The 17,616-nt window shown below is 60.8% G+C and carries 14 protein-coding genes and 1 pseudogene; 7 read left to right on the forward strand and 8 right to left on the reverse strand.

Annotated elements, in window-relative coordinates:
• Positions 1–13 precede the first annotated feature (13 nt).
• Both G3T16_RS17440 and G3T16_RS17445 read left to right on the forward strand, forming a co-directional pair.
• Positions 14–1,193 (forward strand): annotated as a pseudogene (locus G3T16_RS17440) (IS3 family transposase).
• The gene (locus G3T16_RS17445; protein WP_163496338.1) at positions 1,174–2,676 is read left to right on the forward strand and encodes a putative bifunctional diguanylate cyclase/phosphodiesterase; all 1,503 of its coding nucleotides are present in this window, start codon (positions 1,174–1,176) and stop codon (positions 2,674–2,676) included. Before G3T16_RS17440 ends, G3T16_RS17445 begins: the two are co-directional and overlap by 20 nt.
• A gap of 58 nt (positions 2,677–2,734) precedes the next feature.
• On the opposite strand, the gene G3T16_RS17450 is transcribed toward G3T16_RS17445, so the two are convergent.
• From G3T16_RS17450 to G3T16_RS17470, 5 genes are all read right to left on the reverse strand, one after another.
• Positions 2,735–3,631: a hypothetical protein gene (locus G3T16_RS17450; protein WP_163496339.1), complete on the reverse strand. Its 897-nt coding sequence runs from the start codon at positions 3,629–3,631 to the stop codon at positions 2,735–2,737.
• Positions 3,628–4,929 (reverse strand): hypothetical protein, encoded by a 1,302-nt coding sequence (locus G3T16_RS17455; protein WP_163496340.1) that lies wholly within the window; start codon positions 4,927–4,929, stop codon positions 3,628–3,630. The genes G3T16_RS17450 and G3T16_RS17455 overlap by 4 nt, the downstream gene beginning before the upstream one ends.
• Before the next feature lie 116 nt (positions 4,930–5,045).
• On the reverse strand, positions 5,046–6,440 hold the full coding sequence (locus tag G3T16_RS17460) for an MFS transporter (protein ID WP_163496341.1): 1,395 nt from the start codon (positions 6,438–6,440) through the stop codon (positions 5,046–5,048).
• Between the two features lie 237 nt (positions 6,441–6,677).
• Complete coding sequence (locus tag G3T16_RS17465; protein ID WP_163496342.1) at positions 6,678–7,574, reverse strand: LysR family transcriptional regulator; 897 nt, start codon at positions 7,572–7,574, stop codon at positions 6,678–6,680.
• Positions 7,575–7,723: 149 nt separating this feature from the next.
• On the reverse strand, positions 7,724–9,949 hold the full coding sequence (locus tag G3T16_RS17470) for a TonB-dependent receptor (RefSeq protein WP_163496343.1): 2,226 nt from the start codon (positions 9,947–9,949) through the stop codon (positions 7,724–7,726).
• Between the two features lie 295 nt (positions 9,950–10,244).
• Here G3T16_RS17470 and G3T16_RS17475 point away from each other — a divergent pair, with 295 nt between their 5' ends.
• The 5 genes from G3T16_RS17475 (at position 10,245) to G3T16_RS17495 (ending at position 16,134) form a co-directional block, all read left to right on the forward strand.
• A complete protein-coding gene (locus tag G3T16_RS17475; protein WP_163496344.1) occupies positions 10,245–11,111 on the forward strand; it encodes a fumarylacetoacetate hydrolase family protein in 867 nt (288 codons plus the stop codon).
• A 13-nt stretch (positions 11,112–11,124) separates the two neighbouring features.
• Entirely contained in the window at positions 11,125–12,087 is a 963-nt protein-coding gene (locus G3T16_RS17480) for a VOC family protein (protein WP_163496345.1), read from the forward strand.
• Positions 12,084–13,682, forward strand: a complete 1,599-nt coding sequence (locus G3T16_RS17485) for an FAD-dependent oxidoreductase (protein WP_163496346.1) — start codon at positions 12,084–12,086, stop codon at positions 13,680–13,682. Before G3T16_RS17480 ends, G3T16_RS17485 begins: the two co-directional genes overlap by 4 nt.
• A gap of 305 nt (positions 13,683–13,987) precedes the next feature.
• The gene (gene kynU / locus G3T16_RS17490) at positions 13,988–15,217 is read left to right on the forward strand and encodes a kynureninase (RefSeq protein ID WP_163496347.1); all 1,230 of its coding nucleotides are present in this window, start codon (positions 13,988–13,990) and stop codon (positions 15,215–15,217) included.
• Between the two features lie 227 nt (positions 15,218–15,444).
• A complete protein-coding gene (locus G3T16_RS17495; protein ID WP_163496348.1) occupies positions 15,445–16,134 on the forward strand; it encodes an EAL domain-containing protein in 690 nt (229 codons plus the stop codon).
• A gap of 66 nt (positions 16,135–16,200) precedes the next feature.
• Here G3T16_RS17495 and G3T16_RS17500 read toward each other — a convergent pair whose 3' ends face one another.
• From G3T16_RS17500 to G3T16_RS17510, 3 genes are read right to left on the reverse strand one after another with little or no spacing between them, the layout of a single operon-like run.
• A complete protein-coding gene (locus G3T16_RS17500) occupies positions 16,201–16,530 on the reverse strand; it encodes an ArsR/SmtB family transcription factor (protein ID WP_163496349.1) in 330 nt (109 codons plus the stop codon).
• Entirely contained in the window at positions 16,530–17,168 is a 639-nt protein-coding gene (locus G3T16_RS17505; RefSeq protein WP_163496350.1) for an SRPBCC family protein, read from the reverse strand. Before G3T16_RS17505 ends, G3T16_RS17500 begins: the two co-directional genes overlap by 1 nt.
• On the reverse strand, positions 17,161–17,547 hold the full coding sequence (locus G3T16_RS17510) for a DUF2200 domain-containing protein (RefSeq protein WP_232059146.1): 387 nt from the start codon (positions 17,545–17,547) through the stop codon (positions 17,161–17,163). Before G3T16_RS17510 ends, G3T16_RS17505 begins: the two co-directional genes overlap by 8 nt.
• Positions 17,548–17,616: the final 69 nt, after the last annotated feature.

Raw genomic sequence — 17,616 nt, forward strand, 5'->3', positions numbered from 1 at the left:
GAGGAGTCTGTTGATGCCAAGATATACGCAACCAAGAAGGACGTGGCAATATACCAATGAGTTCAAGGTCAAGGCGGTAGAGCTGAGTCACCTGGAGGACGTGAAAGTCCAGGAGGTAGCGAGGACACTGGACATCCATCCCTTCATGCTTTCCCGGTGGAGGAAGGAGTACAGAGAAGGAAAAATTGTGGCTGACAAGCGTAGAAAGCTTACCGGTCTTGGCAAAGAGAAGAAGGAACTCGACCGTCTCAAGAAGCTTGAGCGGGAGAATGCGAGACTGAGGCAGGAGAATGACCTGCTAAAAAAGTGGCAACGGTATCTGGCGGAACAACATCAGAGCGCTTTGGATTCGTCCAGAGACACGGAAAGCGACTAGGTGTCAGATACCTGTGCAATTGGCTGGGTGTATCGCGCACTGGTTACTACGATTGGTTGAAGCGCCGACCGAGCAACCGGGCCAGAGAGGATGTGGAGCTCTCCCAGAAGATCGTGGAGATCCATGCGGCAAGCAGAGAGATTTACGGCAGCCCACGGATTCATCGCAGCCTACAGGCTCAGGGAACTAGTGTCAGCGCCAAACGGGTTGCCCGGCTGATGCGCGACATGGGTATTAAGGGAAGGGTTGTGACAGTTACACGAAGAGCGCCGAGACTGAGACGGTTTCAACAGGCGGGTGAGAATCTACGGTTGCAAGAGGCCACCCCGTACGGAGCGATCAACAATGGGTTGCAGATCTTACCTACATAAAAGTCGGTTCGCAGTATCAGTACCTGATCACGATAATGGACGTATTCTCTCGCCGAATACTCGGCTGGTCTTTAAGCAGGAGTCGCACCGTTGATGATGTACTGCCATTGCTGAAACGGGTGATCGCCAGGCGGCAGCCACGCTCTGGGTTGATATTCCATACGGACAGAGGGATAGAGTTTATGGCCTACGCGATACAGGACGAGCTCGAAAAGCACGGTATCCGAAAAAGCTACAATCGCTTGGGCTATTGCACCGATAATGCCCACATGGAATCGTTTTATCACAGCTTGAAGGGAGAGCTAATCAGGGGCAGGAAGTTCGACGACGAGCCCGCGCTACGATCTGCATTGGCGTGGTACGTTGACGGGTTCTACAATCGAACGAGACTACATTCGGGCATCGGCTACAAAAGCCCGATACACTATGAAGCTAGAGCGGCGTAAAGCGTGTCCGTTTTATCGGGTGAGGATCAAGATCCGCACTACAGAGGCTCTGCAGTCGACAACGGGCGACCAGATGACCCGCCTGCAGGAAGTCAACGCCAACCTGGTCATCGCGACGATCGAAGCGCGCAAATTGGCCGAAGAGGTGCAAAAGGCGCAGGTCGCCCTGGATCATCTGGCGCATCACGATACGCTTACCGGCCTGCCCAACCGGATCCTGCTGTACGACAGGTTGGTCCAGGCGATTGCGCTGGCGCAGCGTTCCGGCAAGCAGTTTGCAGTACTGTTCATGGATCTGGACGGCTTCAAGCACATCAATGACTCGCTGGGCCATGGCGTGGGCGACCAGTTGCTGCAGTCGGTAGGCAAGCGCCTGTCGGGTTGTGTGCGCCAGTCGGACAGCATCTGTCGCCACGGTGGAGATGAGTTCGTGGCGCTGCTTATCGACATTGACCATCCGGAAGACGCAGCGCTGGCCGTGCGGAAGATACTCACCGCTATCGCGTTGCCGCATCACATCGACCAGCAGGATCTGCATATCAGCGCCAGCATCGGCATCAGCGTTTATCCGGACGACGGCATGGATGCGGAAACCCTGATCAAGCATGCCGATACCGCGATGTATCACGCCAAGGACAAGGGCCGCAAAACCTATGCATTCTTCGAGCAGGAAATGACAGAACGGGCGATTGCCCGGCAATCCACCGAAGCCAGCCTGCGTCTCGCACTGGAGCGGCATGAGTTCGTACTGCACTACCAGCCTCAGATCGACCTTTACAGCGGTGCGATCGTCGGCGTTGAAGCACTGGTCCGCTGGCAACACCCGCAACGCGGGCTGATCGCTCCCGGTGATTTCGTGCCCATCGCCGAGGACAGTGGACTGATACTGCCGCTCGGCCGCTGGGTGCTGCGCGAAGCCTGTCGTCAGGCCCAGGCGTGGCAAGATATGGGCCTGCCGGCGGTCTCCATTGCCGTCAACACCTCCGCGCTGGAATTCCGTGCCAAGGACTTTCTGGTGAACCTGCGTGAGATCCTGGAGCAAACACGTCTGTCACCGCGCTATCTGGCACTCGAACTGACCGAAAGCGTACTCATGAGCGATGCCAACACGACCGACACAGTGCTGCGTGAACTGTCGGCCATGGGCATCCATCTTGCGGTCGATGACTTCGGTACCGGCTATTCCAGCTTGAGTTATCTGCGCCGGTTTCCGGTCGACACCCTGAAAATAGACAGTTCCTTTGTCAACGGCATGACTCACAATGCCGATGACGCTTCCCTCGTCAGCGCCATGATCAGCATGGGGAAAAGCCTCAAGCAGCGCCTCATCGCGGAGGGTGTGGAAACGGCCGAACAGGCTGCCTTTCTGCTGGAGCAGCAGTGCGACGAGGGCCAGGGTTTCTTCTTCGCCCGGCCGATGACTGCCGCGGCATGCACCCCCCTGCTGCGGTCGGGTTTTGCGGTCAAGCCTTCCCGGCATTGACGACACGGGTGTGGGTGCGCTGTGTTGGTTACAGCGCGCCGACATGGCCCACCAGTCCTCAACCGCTTCGGCGACGCAGCAGGGGCGAATTCAGGATCTGCCGTTCATCGCCGGCATAGATGCGCCCCTTTGAGCGGTGCTCGGTAACGTACTCCAGTCCGAACAACCGGCATAGCTGCACCCCGGCGCCGGTGTAGGCATTGGCACCGATATGGGAGAAGCGGATACCCCGGTCGAACTGGCAACGCATCAGGTCGGCAATGTGGTCGATCAAGCTGCGCAGAAAGCGGTGGCGCCGAAAATCCGGGCGCAAGGTGATGGTGGAAACGTAGCCGATGTATTCGCCCGGCCCGGCGTAGCTGGCGCCGACGATCTGCTCTTCCTCCAGCGTTCCGCGCAGCAATGCCTGGTATTCGGTTGCAGTGAGCAGGGTCAGGGCCCACTGTCCCACCAGTGTGCCGCAGCAGGTGACGCCGAGGAAGAACGGCAGGCTTTTCTCGCGCAGGCGGACCCAGTGATCGATGTCCTCTCCATTGCCGTCGTAGTCTCCGATGTTGGCGGTGGAGAGATCGACGGAGGAGAGGACCATGTCATGCACCGTCCAGCCCCGGGCCAGGAAGTAGTCGTAGGTATCGTAGCGGACGCAGGCGGGGTGTGTTTCCACCAGGGCCTTTTCCAGTGCCGTCAACCATTGCTCGGGCGCGGACTCGACCCAGCGATAGTACCACCCGGCCACCTCCAGGGCCTCGCACCACAGATCCAGAGTCGTCTCCGAGCCGATTGCCGGTCGCGTCGCAAGGTAGCGGATGCGCATGTACTTGAACAATGACTCTGGCTGGGGGCAACGCGCCTGGGCACGCGCCAGCACCCACTGGGCCAGGCGTGTCACTTCATCCATTTCCAGGGTGCCCCGGTGGAACCGGTGATGGAGCCGGTTTACGGTGTCTTCCATCATGTCGCCGTGGCAGCCCTCGATTTCCGGACTCTGAGAAAGCGGATCAGGATGACCAGCAAGAGAGCGACCAACCCCGAGGAGCCGGTGCCCGCAAGAATCTGTTCCGGTTCCAGAGGCTGTTGCGACAGCGCCATCAGACCGGCCCGGTACAACGCCGGCACGGCCTCGAACACGAACAGCAACACGGCGATGGTGTTGAGCACCCGGTTCTCGGCTTCGGAGGCCAGAGCGTAACGGATATTGATCTTGTGTTCGAGAAACCGCTGATTCTCCCGGTAGGCGGCGAGATCGGCCCGGGTTTCGAACCGCGCGGCGATGATATCCGCCAGGGTCTGGGCGGTGATGAACCGGAAGACGCGAATGTTCCAGAACGCCATGGTGCGCCCGAACTCGTTGCTGCAGTCTTCCAGGAACTTCATGGGAACCCGCTCTTCGTGGCCGATCTTCTGCACCACCCTGGTGTTGGTGCGCGACACCGCCGCATCCTGGAACAGGATGAGCTCGATGATGAACAGCAGCGCCGCGTCGGAGAAGACCGCAGGTACTTCAGCGCCATTGTTGGCTCGTGTGTCGATGCGCAGGATGTTGTTCTTGCCGACATAGATCTCGCTGCTGTCGTACTGCCCCACGTCCTGACCGATCTGATCGAGGAAGGCGCCCGGTTTTAGGGCTGCTCCCATGTTCTGTGAGCGGTAGGTCTCGCCGGCCAGGTAGTACCGGGCCACGTCGTCCCGGGGTTTGTGTTCCCGGGTGGCGGACAGGCAGGCCCGGCTGGTCCCGGTCTTGATCAGGCCGTATTCCTCGGCCAGCAGCACTTCGAAGTTGCCGGGCGCCGATGCCCCGCTGCTGCGGCAATAGAGGATCTCTTCTTTCGATACCTGATCGAGCAGTTGGGAAGCGGGCAGCTCGATACCGTGGAACACAATGGTGACGACTGCCAGGCCGGTGTGCTGGTGAATGGCGACGAAGGCGACGCCCGGGCGCACAATCTGCTCTGAATCGGGAGTCTCTTCCTGGTCGTGGCAGACGAACTGAAATTCGCCGATGCAGGCCCGGCTCAGGTCCTTCTTCATCTGGTTGGAAATCTCGGAGGCGAGACGAGCGTCCATTTCCGCCATGAATGTGGCCGGCAAGCCGTGCTGCGGTTCTGCTTCCCGTGCCTTGAGTACTTTCGCTGAGCCGGCGTCAGCAACGTGGCAGGGTAGATGGATATAGATGTTGCCCAGGAAGCGCTCGTTGTCCATGTCTCTCGATTCGGCCGGTGGTTCGGGAACTGGCAGCGGCGATGATACGCGCATGGCAATTGATCTGCGCTCTGCAAGAGGAGCAGCTGCCATAGCGGAGTATATAGGAAACATGAACGGTGTGTGGCGAGGCGATTGTCCAGGCTGTTTTGCAGCAGCCCGTTGCCGGATTACTCAGCCCCGATCGGCCTCACACGGTAGGCCAGCATCAGGCCCGCGGCCACCAGTGCGCCGCAGGCCAGCAACGTGGTGACTCCGCCCCGGTCGAGACCGATATCAAACAGGAAGCCCCCGAGTAGCGGAGCCATGGCGCTGGTGACACGCCCGACACCGATTACGAAGCCAGTACCCGAGGCGCGTACATGGGTTGGAAACGTCCGGGCGATGACGGCGTACAGGCTGATCATGCCGCCATAGAGGCACAAACCTGCGAGCGCGGCTGTGATGCGCAGGGCGTCGAGATCCGCGGGCAAGCGACCAAACAGAATCAGGGTGAGGCCCATGCCGGCCAGCACCGCCAGCGCCAGCCGCTTCAGGCCCAGGTAGTGGGCTGCCCAGCCCAGGGCGACGCCCCCGACAATCCCCGCAGTGTCGCGGGTCACGGCGACGGTGGCTGATACCGCCGCGGAAAACCCGAGGTCCGCTACCAGTTGTGGGGTCCAGCTGAGGAAGAAGTACACTGTCATCAGGTAGAGCGCGTAAATGGTCGTCAGGTGCAGGGTCTGGCGCCGCATCGCGGGACTGAATATCTCCGCAAGCGGCGCCTTGCGCTGCCGTGGTGAGGGCGCCGGCAGCCGGTCCGTTTCCGGCAGATGGCAGCGTCGCAAGAAGCGGTTTACCTTCTCCAGCGCATCGGGGCCGGGATTTTCGATCAGATAGCCTACCGGTTCAGGGATCCAGCGGATGACCAGGGGTACCATGGCCAGCGCCAGTCCGGCGCCGAGCCAGAAAATCGCCCGCCAGTCGTAAAGCTCCAGCAGGTGGGCCGAGAGAATCCCGCCCACGGTACCGCCGATCGGATACCCCACTGCCATCAGCGCAATCGCCAGGTCGCGGCGGCGCTCATTGGCGTATTCCGCCGCCAGCGGATTGATCACGCAGATCATCGCGCCGATCCCCACTCCGGTAATGATCCGCCAGAAGGCAAGCGCCCCCAGTGACCCCGCCAGCGCACTGGCGGCCATGCCGCCGGCCATGATCGCAAGACACACGAATATCATGCGCCGCCGGCCTATTCTGTCCGCCAGTGGCGCCAGCAGAAATGAGCCCAGCGCCATGCCCACCAACCCCATCGACAGGGCGATGCCCAGCTGGCCGCTGTTGAGCCCCCATTCCGTCAGAAAACCCGGGGCGGCATAGGTCACGGCGAGTACGTCGAAGCCGTCAAGCGCGCAGAGCATCACCGTCACTGCGATCGCCACGCGCTGGTAGGTGCTCAGGGGCGCCTTGAGCAACGCATCGCGCGGGTCGCCCCCCGGCAGAGAAGGGGAGATCGGGCTATGGTAGGTCAGGTGGCCCGGGGCTTCTCCCCCGGAAATCACCTTCGATCCTGTCGTGTACGGCATGGCATGCTGCTTGTCGTTATCGTGATGAGTGGTCGAGCACGCGGCTCGAAATACTGCCGCCTGGGCCTGGGCGCCGACTCGCATTCGGGGAGCTTACAAGCTCGGGGTGATTGCAGTAGATGACGTTTTGGTTTAATCGATATCCAATAGGCATCAATGGGCCGGGGCGACCAAAGTGCCGAGTGTTCGATGTGGTACTCCGCCGGGTGGATTGGCTGTGTGCGGTGGTCGACGCCATCAGCTGTACGGGACACTGGCGCGTCGCAGCATGTCGCAAAAATACTCCGCCGCGGGGGTCAGGGGCAGGTTGGCGCCGCGGACGATACAGATCTTCGGTGCCGCCAGCTCCTCACCGACATCGATCTTCTGCAGGGAGGCCCGGGTCCAGTGAAAGTCCTCCCACTGGACGGGTAGCATCGCCAGGTAATCCGAATGAGCCACCACCGTCGCCATGGTGAGCGCGGAGTGTGCCTGCACAGTGACCCGGGGCATCGGCAGCCCATGGCGCGCAAACAGTGGACCGAATTCCTCCTCCGCCTTGACGGTGGTTGACGTGGTAATCCACTGCGCCCCCATCAGATCGGCGAGCGAGCGGGCATTTGCCAGCGGGTGGCCGCTGCGCGCTACAATGATCCGCCGATTGTCGAACAATTTCTCGGTCACGAACTCGCTCGAGGGGAGTTTTTCCGGCACGGGGCCCACATACACATCGATCAGGTGATCCTTGAGCCGGGGCTCGGCATCGGGGAACAGCCCTTCGCTGAGATCGAGATGCACCCCCTCATAGCGCTGATGAAAGGGCTGGATCACCCTGGGAAGCAGGCTGATGTGGACGGCGGTAGACAGGCAGGCGGCCAGCGTGCCCTGCATCTCGCCCCGCAACTGGCCGATTTCGTCCACGGCACGATCGAGCTCGCTCTGGGCGGCCCGGACCCGGTTGATAAAGCGCTCGCCCATGGGCGTGGCCACGATGCCGCGGGGGCGCCGCTCGAACAGGGTAATGCCCAGCTCGCGCTCGAGTTCGCGGATGCTGCGGGTGATGACGGGCTGGGCGATGCCCAGGTGGCGGGCTGCCGCCCGCAGGCTGCCCCGTTCGGCCGCCGCGAGCAGGTCGCGGATCTGGTTCATCTTCATTGTTGCTCATTCCCCGTCAGCGTATCCGATAAATATTTGTTATCGCCCGGGGAATTTACCTCTTTCAGGTAGAGACCGGCAATGCCGACACCAAGCTATGGATTTCAGTCGATGCCGTTTGCGGCTCGTGGCGGCGTTGTATGTCCGTGTCAGAAATTATAGGTGAGGGATGCGCCCCACTCCCGCGGCCGGCCGATATCGTAGTGCTGCGGGCCGGCTGTCTGCACGCTGTAGTCGACGCCGCCGACGGCATACTCTTCGTCCGTCAGGTTGGTGACGAACAGCGCAACTTCGACGCTCTGGTCTGGTGAGATGTAGCTCATCCGCGCATTCCAGATATCGTACGATGGCAGCAGCAGGCGATCGGAGTTGGTCGGGGTCGACCACTGCTCGTCCTGGTGATTGTAGCTCACGGTGGTGTCGATCGTCGCTCCGGTGCCCAGGTGAAGCGTGTATGTCGCGCCCGCGGCAAAGGTCCACTGCGGGGCCCGCTGGAAGGGGCTGTCCCTGTCCACCGCATTGGGGTCCTCCTGGTAGACATCTGTATATCTGGCATCCAGGTAGGCCGCGTTCGCATACACCAGCAGCGAATCCGTGGGCAGGTATTGCAGTTCCAGTTCTCCACCCTTGAGCTCGGCATCGCCAACGTTCTGCAACTGGATGTCCGCCCCGATCACCCGCTGTACCTGCACGTTGTCCCATTCCATCAAGAACACCGTGGGGTTCAGGCGCAACGCGCCATCGAGCAGCGTCATTCTCAGCCCGGCTTCGTAGGAAAGCAGGTCTTCGGGATCGAAGGTGGTGAAGGCGCGTTCGCCGCCACTGGCCGGGATGGTGGCGGGATTGTAACCACCGCCGCGAAAACCCTCGCTGACCGATCCGTAGGCCATGATATCTGGCGTCAGGTGGTAGCTCAGCTTGGCATTGAACACATTGCTGTTCCAGGAGTCGCTGTCCGAACCAACGGCAACGGCTCCACTCTCGATGGCAATGTCCTTCTCGTCCCTGTTGACGCGGTAGCCGACGATGATGTTCAGGTCCTGAGTGATATCGTATGAGCCTTGCAAAAACGCGGCGATCGAAGTCGTTTCCAGCTTGTCGTAGGCGCGTACAGATACCCCCAGAGGCACGGCGAACAGGGCTGACAGGATCTGGGTGTCGCGCTCCGACTCGAAATAGTAGAGCCCGCCGGTCAGATGAAAATTGTCGCCGTTGTCGTAGGTCAACTGGAGCTCTTCGGAAAAGGATTCGATTTCCTGGGTGTTCACGCGATCCAGCACCTGCCAGGGACTGCCGTCGATATCGGTAAAGCTGTCGCTGGCCACGTCGAAATAACCGGTCAGAGATTTGAGGGTGACCCTGTCGCTGACATCCCAGGTGGCGATGAAATTGATGGATTGGGTTTCGTTTTTCGAGAACTCCTCGCGCTCCTGCCCATTGGCCTGGCTACCGTAGTCGCCGTACTGGCAGAAGAAGCAGTCGGATGCATAGTCGCCGGTATAGCGCTGTGCCGGCGGCGCCGACAGGTTGTACACGAAGGGGAAGACGGCGGATGCATTTACGTTGGGCACAGTGTAGGCGAAACCGTCCAGCTCGTCCTCGAGATAGTCCGCGCTAAAGTCCAGGGTGAGTGTATCGGTCGGTTCGTACCGGGCCTGGAGTTTGATCAGCGAGGTCTCCTGCGCCCCCGCCTTGCCGCTGCGCTGCTGGTAATCGACGAAGCCGTCACGGTCCAGCCTGCCGCCGCTCAGGCGCAGCTTGAAGCGGTCGGTGACCGGTATGTTCACTGCACCGACGACATCAAGGCGGTTGTATTCGCCTGCATTCAACTGCAGGCGTCCCCCGAATTCCTCCCCCGGCTTCACCGAGCTGTAGCGAATGGCTCCGCCGATGGAATTGCGACCGAACAGCGTTCCCTGGGGCCCCCGCAGCACCTCCACCTGTTCAAAGTCGACCAGCTGGAACATTGCTCCCTGTATCGTCGGGTAGTAGATGTCGTCGATATAGAGTGACACCGCCGGCTCGGAGCCATTGCCTGAGCGCTGCTGCCCCATGCCCCGCAGGAAGTAGGTGGCTGAACCGCCGCCGTCACCTGCTGTCTGGGTGCTGACCTGGAGGCTGGGCACCACCTGCATCAGATCCTGACTGGACTGGATGGAAAAGGTCTGCAGCTCATCACTGGACAGTGCGGTCACCGCTACCGGTGTATCCTGCAGGCTCTCCGTTTTTTTCTGGGCAGTGACCATGACCTCTTCGAGTTGCGCTGCCTGGCCGGCGACGGTCGTGCCCATTGCGGTCATGATGCCGAGGACGAGCGTGGAGTGTGCGAAAGGCGAGCGGGTCTTCATGATGATCTTCTCTCTTATTTTCTGCATGGACTGTCGGTGTTCGCGGACGGCAGCGCAAGCGATTGCGCGTTGCGCTCATCCGGCTCGAAGGGAGATTAGGCGTTTGTTAGTGATATGCCTAGATAACTAAAATCTGTAAATGATGCTTTGCAGGTATCATTAAATTTCGATGCCTGCCAAGTATCACTCGGTCGATTTTGGCATCTTCTTTAATCGATATCCCGCGCCTAGTATCGACACCACTCGACGGCACCACGCGGCCTGGCCCCTGTTTGTGCGGCTCGCGACGTCGGCAATGCGGCAGGCAGGAGACCTCAGGCAGATGAAACTGGTTCGATTCGACGCGGGCACAGGACCCGAATATGGAGTGGTGAAGGGCGACGGTATTGTCAGCCTCACCAAAGCGCAATGTCCTTACGGGGACCTGCAGGCCATTTTCGAAGCTGGCGACGAGGCCCTGGCCGCCCTCGCCGACTGTGTGGCCTCCACCCACCCCCACCACCGGCTCGACGAGGTGCGTTTGCTGGCCCCAGTGCCCCGCCCCGGCAAGTATCTGGCCATCGGGATGAACTACCGCAAACACGTCGACGAGTCGGAGCGTCTGGGGATAGAGCGCCCCAAACAGCAGGTGTGGTTCAACAAGCAAACCACCTGCATTGCCGGCCCGTATGACGAGATCGACCCCGGCGTCACCGAGAAGCTGGACTACGAAGTGGAACTGGGCGTGGTGATCGGCAAGCCCGCCAAGGGCGTGTCAGCCGATGCGGCGGCATCGCATATCTTTGGCTACCTCGTGGCCAACGATGTCTCTGCCAGGGACTGGCAATTCCATTCCCCCACTTTCACCATCGGCAAGTCCTTTGACACCCACGGCCCCATCGGGCCATGGATTGTCACCCGTGACGAGATCGACAACCCACATGCGCTGGATCTGCGCTGTTACGTTAACGGAGAGCTGCGCCAGTCCAGCAACACCTCGCAGATGATTCACAACATCTTCGAACAGATCGCCTACCTGTCCACCGCCTTTACCCTCGAGAGCGGCGACCTGATCGCTTCGGGCACCCCCGAGGGTGTCGGAGTGGCAATGGAACCACCGGTATTCCTGCAGCCTGGGGACGTAGTGCGCTGCGAAGTCGCTGGTGTGGGCGCCATTGAGAACCGGGTGCGTGAATCCGGCGGACATTGAGGAGCAAGAGGCCATGACGGTTAGCAGTACCTACGCCTACACCCTGGAAGTTCCCGACCTGGCTGCCGGGGAGAAATTCTATGGCGACGCCGGTTTCCAGACCCGCCGCGAGGACGGCCGGCTTTATTGCCGCTGTCCCGGGCAGGATCGGGACTGCGTCGTATTGATCGGAGGCGCCCCGCGCAAGCGCCTGCACCACCTGACCTTGCGCGCCGATCCCGCGGGTCTGGATACTGCCGCCGCCAAAGCGGAAACCCTCGGGGGGCGGCAAACGTCTGCTCCCCAAGGCTTCGACGATGACGGCCTGTGGCTGACCGACCCCCACGGGATGCTGGTGCATCTCGCCGATGTGCCGCCGGACCCGCCGCTCATCCCCGCGAAGTCCCCCTTTGCCATCAACCAGCCAGGGAGGACCGTGCGCACCGGTCGCTCCGCCATGCTGGCGCGGGAGCAGACCGAGCTCGCCCGGCCCATGCGGCTGGGCCACGTGCTGGTATTCTCTCCCGATGTGGACAGGAGCGTACAGTTCTACACCCAGGCGCTGGGTTTGGGCTTGAGCGACCGCGCCCGGGATGTGATCGCCTTCTGTTGTGCGCGCCGCAACTCCGACCACCATATTCTGGCCTTCGCCAAGTCCAACGGCGTGGGCTTCCACCACGGCAGCTTCCAGGTGACGGACCCGGACGACGTGGGTCGGGCGGGCGCCGCGCTACTGGAAAAATCCGGCCGCGGCGATTGGGGATTTGGCCGCCACACCATCGGCTCCAACTATTTCCACTATATCCAGGATCCCTGGGGCAGTTGGTTCGAGTACTACACCGACATGGACTACATCGACGACTACGCCCTGTGGACACCTACCAATTACGGGATGGAGGACAGTCTGGCCAACTGGGGGCCACCGGTACCCGAGGATTTCGTGCACAACTACGAAGTGGATGAACAGCCCTTCAACGCCGGAGGTGCCACGCAGTGAACAAAGTGCCTGTGGTTATTGTCGGCGCCGGCCCCGTGGGATTGAGCTGCGCCATTGAGCTGGGTACACGCGGCATCGAGTGCCTGTTGGTCGAGCGCCACGACCGCGTCGGCGTGGCGCCGCGGGCCAAGACTACCAATGTACGCAGCCGCACCCACTTCCGCCGCTGGGGTATTGCGGACAAATTGGCGGCTGCTTCTCCCTTCGGTGTGGACTACCCGTCAAACATCCATTTCGTCACCCGGCTGTCCGGGTATCGCCTCGCGATGATGGAAAACGCATTCAACTGCAATCCGCAGCGTGACGAGCGCTACCCCGAGCACGCACAGTGGATACCGCAATACAAGGTCGAGCAGATTCTGCGCGAGTACGCCGATAGCCTTCCCGGGGTGACCCTCCACTTCAGTACAGAACTGCTCGATGCCCACCAGACCGACAACGTGGTCACAGCGACGCTTCGCGACCTGAGCAGCGACACAGAATACACGGTGCAATGCCAGAATCTCATCGGCGCCGATGGGGCCCGCAGTCGAGTGCGCGAGATCATCGGCGCTACCATGAAGGGTACCTACGGGTTGTCGCGCAATTACAACATCGTGTTTCGAGCGCCGGGTCTGGCCGAGGCACACAGTCACGGCCCGGGCGTCATGTATTGGCACATCAATCCGGAGGCTCCGGCACTGATCGGCCCGATGGACGAGGGCGACAAATGGTTTTTCATGCCCACCAAACTCGAACATGGGAGAACGCTGTCCGATGCCGAAGCCACTGAATTGATCAGGCGTTCCACCGGCTTTGATCTTCCCTTCGAGCCATTGAGCAACGACGAATGGGTGGCCAGCCGCTTTATTGCCGACAAGTACCATGAGGGGCGCGTTTTCCTCGCCGGTGATGCCTGCCACCTGCACCCGCCGTTCGGTGGCTACGGCATGAACATGGGCATCTGTGACGCGGTGGACCTGGGCTGGAAGATCGCTGCCAATCTGCAAGGCTGGGGCGGCCCGGCCCTGTTGCAACACTACGGTACAGAGCGCAGGCCGGTGCACGAGTACATCCTCGACGAAGCTGTATCCAATCACGAGGTTCTCGCCAATCAGCTCTGGCAGCAAGGATTGGAAGATGCCACCCTTGAAGGAGAAGCGCTGCGTCGACAGCTGGGCGAACGCATCCGCAGCGCCAAGGGCAAGGAGTTCTACTCCCTCGGGGCTGTGCTGGGCTACCGCTACGAAGATTCTCCCCTGATCGTCGGCGATGGCAGCGAGGCGCCGGCGCAGGGGGCCACCAACTACGTGGCCACATCCCGTCCGGGACACTTGGCGCCACACACCTGGCTGGATACGACGACGTCTCTGTACGACCAGTGCGGACTGGGTTTTGCACTGATAACAAAAGCTTCCACAGATCCAAGAGCAATCAGCGACGCTGTGGAGGAAGCTGACGCGCGCGGCATTCCACTTGCTGTTGTGACGTTGGACACTCCTGAGCAGGAAGCACTCTATCCCAGCGGACTCACTCTGGTCAGACCGGACCAGCATGTGGCATGGCGTGGAGAAAACTGGGATGAAAATACCTTCAATGTGGTATGCGGCCACTAGACGAGTTGAATTAGCGCCACTTAGTCCTGCGTTTTCCCGCCTTGCTCTGAACCCCGTGGCTGTGAGCTTTAGTGACCGAACTTCACGCATGGCCCAGTAGCGATGCCGGGAGGCCACGGCTTGAGCTGTGCTAGACTCCATCCTGGATTGCGCTGCGGAACCGCCGCATCGGCTGAGATCGACTGCATCTGACCCGGAGCGAAACAGTGAGGCTGCTGTTTGCTGTTGGAGCGGTGACACAGGCAGCGCGTGAATAATCAATCCGGTGCCGCGACCGGTGCCGGAAACAGGAGAATCAAGCTAGCATGGCAGACATCGAAGTCCTGGACAGGAACGATCCGCTGGCGCCGTTGCGCGCGTTGTTTGAATTGCCCCAGGGCAAGGTCTACCTGGACGGCAATTCGCTGGGGCCACTGCCCACCGCAGCGCGTAGCAGAGTCGAGGCGGTAGTGCAGCAGCAGTGGGGGCGGGATCTGATCGCCAGCTGGAACAGCCACGACTGGATCGGCCTGCCGGTGGCGACCGGGGAGAAAATCGCTCCGCTGCTGGGCGCCGCCCCGGGGCAGGTGGTCTGCTGCGACAGTATCTCTGTCAACCTGTTCAAGCTGCTTGCGACGGCGCTGCAGTTGCGCCCCGGACGGCCTGTCATCCTCTCCCAGCAGGACAACTTTCCGACCGACCTGTACATGACCCAGGGCATGGCTGCGCTGCTGGGCGAAAAGCGTTGCGTGGCGCGCGCAGTACCGGCGGACGCGCTGATGGATGCCATGGACGATCAGGTGGCAGTGCTGATGTTGACCCAGGTCAACTTCCGGGACGGGAGCCTGCACGATATTGAGGCCATTACCAGGGCCGCGCACGAGCGCGGCATCCTGGTGCTGTGGGATCTCGCGCACAGTGCCGGGGTGCTGCCGCTGGAACTGGATAGCTGGCAGGTGGACATGGCGGTGGGCTGTGGCTACAAGTTTCTCAATGGTGGACCGGGCGCTCCCGCGTTTATCTATCTTGCCGCTCGCCATCAGGACCGCGTGAGCCAGCCACTGTGCGGCTGGCTGGGGCATGCCGAGCCGTTTGCGTTCGAGCCCGGGTATCGTCCGGCGCAGGGGGTGGCGAGTTTTCTCAGTGGCACCCCCGGAATTATTGGCATGGCCGCGCTCAACGCCGCGCTGGATGTGTTCGACGGGGTCGACATGAAGCAGCTGAGAGCCAAGTCCCTGGCGCTGACAGAGCTGTTCATGACGGGCGTCCGCGCGGAGCCTGCCTGTGCCGATTGCGTTGTACTCACACCGGAGGAAGACCGGCGCCGGGGCAGCCAGGTCTCACTGGCACATCCCCAGGCCTGGGGCATCGCGCGGGCGCTGATCGAAGCCGGCGTGGTGGTGGATTTTCGCGCGCCGGACGTGGTCCGGTTCGGCTTTGCGCCGCTGTACAACAGCTACCGCGACGTGGCCGAAGCGGTGGCCCAACTGGCGCGGATTCTGGCTGCCGATGAACACCTGCAGCCACGTTTTTCCGCCCGCACCCGGGTAACCTGAGGCACCTGCGCACTGCGGCGGCGCGGTGGACGAGGACCCATTGGAGCAAACGTTGGAGCCTTCCATCCACTTTCGCTTGAAGTTTCGCGACGGGACTGGGAGGATGCCAAAACTGTTCTGCAGTTGTACTGATTCCCCGCCGAGGGCCCACTTCCATGTCCGCACCTTCCAAGCCCAAACCTTGCCGAGCCTGCCGCGATGGACAGGAACTCGACTTTGATTTCACCATGGCATTTCAACCGATCATCGATCTGCGCGATCACAGTCTGTTCGCCTACGAGGCCCTGGTGCGGGGCACCGATGGCAGCGGTGCCGCCAGTATTTTGGGGCGGGTCAATGAGCACAATCGCTACTCCTTCGACCAGGCGTGCCGGGTCAAGGCTGTGGAGCTGGCAGCGCAGCTCGGCATACCCTGCCACGTCAGCATCAACTTCCTGCCCAATGCGGTCTACGAGGCGGCCGCCTGCATCCGTGCCACCCTGGAGGCTGCGCGCCGCGTCGGCTTCCCCACCGAGCGCCTGATTTTCGAGGTCACTGAAAACGAGCGCATGGTGGACAAGAACCATCTGAAGAGCATCATGCAGGAATACAAACGGCAGGGCTTCAAGACCGCGATAGACGATTTCGGGGCTGGTTATTCAGGGCTCAATCTGCTGGCCGAGTTCCAGCCGGACATCATCAAGATCGACATGGACATGGTCCGCAACATTGATCAGGATCCGGTTCGGCAGGCTATTGTGCACGGCATATTGGGTGTTTGCAGTACGCTGGATATCAGCGTGATTGCCGAAGGTATAGAAACTCCGCAGGAACTGGAGCTGCTGCACGACATGGGAATCAATCTGTTCCAGGGCTACCTGCTGGCGCGTCCGGGCTTCGAACAACTGCCCCAGGTCGCCTGGCCGGAGCGGGATTGACAGCCAGCCTAAAGCCACGCCGGGGAGGGTGGTTGATCGTACAGGCAGGCCAGCATCGCTGAGCTGTCAGTTGCGCCGTTTTTTCCTGCCTCTGGCGATTTCCGTTTCAAGAGCGCTCAGCTTTGGCTCCCAAAAGCGGCGGAAGCGATCCAGCCAGGCATCGATTTCTTGCATGGGTTCAGTGTCGACCGCATAGATCCGGCGTTGTCCATCGGCCCGTACGCTGGCGAATCCATTTTCTCGCAGCACCTTGAGATGCTGGGAAACCGCGGCCTGGCTTATGCCAAACTCATTGTGGATCACGACAACGATATCGCCGGAACGATGCTCGCCCTCGGCGAGCAGTTCCAGTATGCGACGGCGAACCGGATCGCCGAGAACATCGAAGGCGTGCATCAACTGTCCGGAGACAATGTGCCAGTGTAGAAAGCGGTGGTGCGCTCCGCTGCCGCCTCCGCGTGCGCTGCGTCGTCGCCCGAGGCGACCGCGGCTTGCCGCCAGTCCCCGCTGGCGCCTGTGATGTAGGCCTTGCCTTCGGATGAAGCGGAAAATGTCGCTTCATCGAGCTGCTCGGCGCCGTCTACAAAGTGAAATACCAACGCCAGCAGGGCCAGATCCCAGCCGACCCCAACTGCGCCCGGTCCGTATTTTTTCCAGTGATCGTCAACAGGGCAAATGTGGGACAGCGTCAAGCGTGCCCTGGATTCGCTTTCGGCGGCGATACGTACCTCGACCCAACTCATGCCGCCACCAAACTCCCACGTGATCGACAAAAACCCTGGCGGATCACACTCCCTGATCGTGCCACCCGCGTTTCCCTTCAGCTGAAAGTGCCCGCCGGGTTTCAAGTCGCCACTGACAGGAAGAAACCAGCGTGTCAATCGCTCCGGATTGGTGACGGCCTCCCAAAGATCGTCGGGGCTTGTGTCGTAAATCCGCTCCAATGTCACATTGCGGGCGGGTTTTCCTTCTCGTTCCAGCTCGGTAACCGTGCGGCTAACAGCGCCCAGATAAGCAGTGAAATCATCACGCATTGTGTTCTCCTTTCCGCAAGATTTTTTCCATGGCCTTTCCTTTCGCCAGCTCGTCGATCAGTTTGTCCAGGTAGCGGATTTCCTGCATCGTGGGTTCCTGGATGTCCTCGACGCGGATGCCGCAAATCACCCCCTTGATCAAAGTCCGTGACGGGTTCAGGCGGGGAGCTTCCGCAAAGAAGGTTTCAAAGTCTGTCTGCCTCTCCAGTTGGGCTTCCAGTTCTTCCTGACGATACCCCGTCAACCAACGAATTATTCTGTCGACGTCGGTTTTCGCGCGTCCCTTTTTCTCGGCCTTGGCGACATAATGGGGATAGACACTTGCGAAACTCGTTGTGTAGATGCGATGTTTTGCCACGGTACATTCCTTGCCGGTCATCTGCTGGATTGCCGGTGACTGCGAGCCGACCAGATATAATAAGCTACTAATATAAGTGGCAGCTTATAT

The organism is Kineobactrum salinum (assembly GCF_010669285.1).
Classification (GTDB): domain Bacteria; phylum Pseudomonadota; class Gammaproteobacteria; order Pseudomonadales; family Halieaceae; genus Kineobactrum; species Kineobactrum salinum.